The organism is Streptomyces brasiliensis (assembly GCF_014647875.1).
In the GTDB taxonomy this organism is placed as follows: Bacteria; Actinomycetota; Actinomycetes; order Streptomycetales; family Streptomycetaceae; genus Streptomyces; species Streptomyces brasiliensis.
Map to the genome: position 1 here is coordinate 1 of NZ_BMQA01000268.1, position 607 is coordinate 607.

Annotated in this window: 1 protein-coding gene; it reads right to left on the reverse strand. The window is 61.4% G+C overall.

All coding sequences use genetic code 11. The features are described from left to right. On the reverse strand, window positions 1-579 hold a 579-nt coding region (locus IEZ19_RS53325), incomplete at its 3' end, for a reverse transcriptase domain-containing protein (RefSeq protein ID WP_308429115.1). Between the last annotated feature and the right edge of the window lie 28 nt (window positions 580-607).

The window sequence follows — 607 nt, forward strand, 5'->3', positions numbered from 1 at the left end:
CGCAGTCATCCACTTCCGGATGAGCCGCAGGACTCGCTTGTCCGCAATGCGATGCTCGAGAAACCTCTCCATCCAAGAATGATCAAGCTTGGAGAAGAAGTCGCTGACATCAGCATCGAGTATCCAGTTCACCTTCCTCTCGGAGATCCCGACCGCGAGCGCATCCAGCGCATCATGCGGGCCACGCCCAGGCCGGAACCCATACGAGAAGCCGAGAAAGTCCTCCTCATACACGGCGTTCAGCACCTCCACCACCGCACGCTGGAGGATCTTGTCCTCCAAGGTAGCGATACCGAGCGGACGCTGCCGCCCATCCGGCTTCGGTATGTACACCCTGCGAGAAGGACTCGCCCTATAGGCACCGCTGTGGACACGACAGAGCAAATCTTCGAGATTCCCTCGCAGATCCTGCCCATAGGCGTCCCACGTCACCCGGTCGACACCCGGAGAAGCCTTCGGGTTAATCGCCACATAGGCCGCCCAAAGGCGAACCAGGTCGACGTGATGCAACAGCGCGGTGAACCGTGCTTCCTTATCCCTTCGTGCCGCCTCCCGCACACGGTCCAGCCCGCTTGGCACACCGCGCCCGGCACTGCGTCCGGAGTGT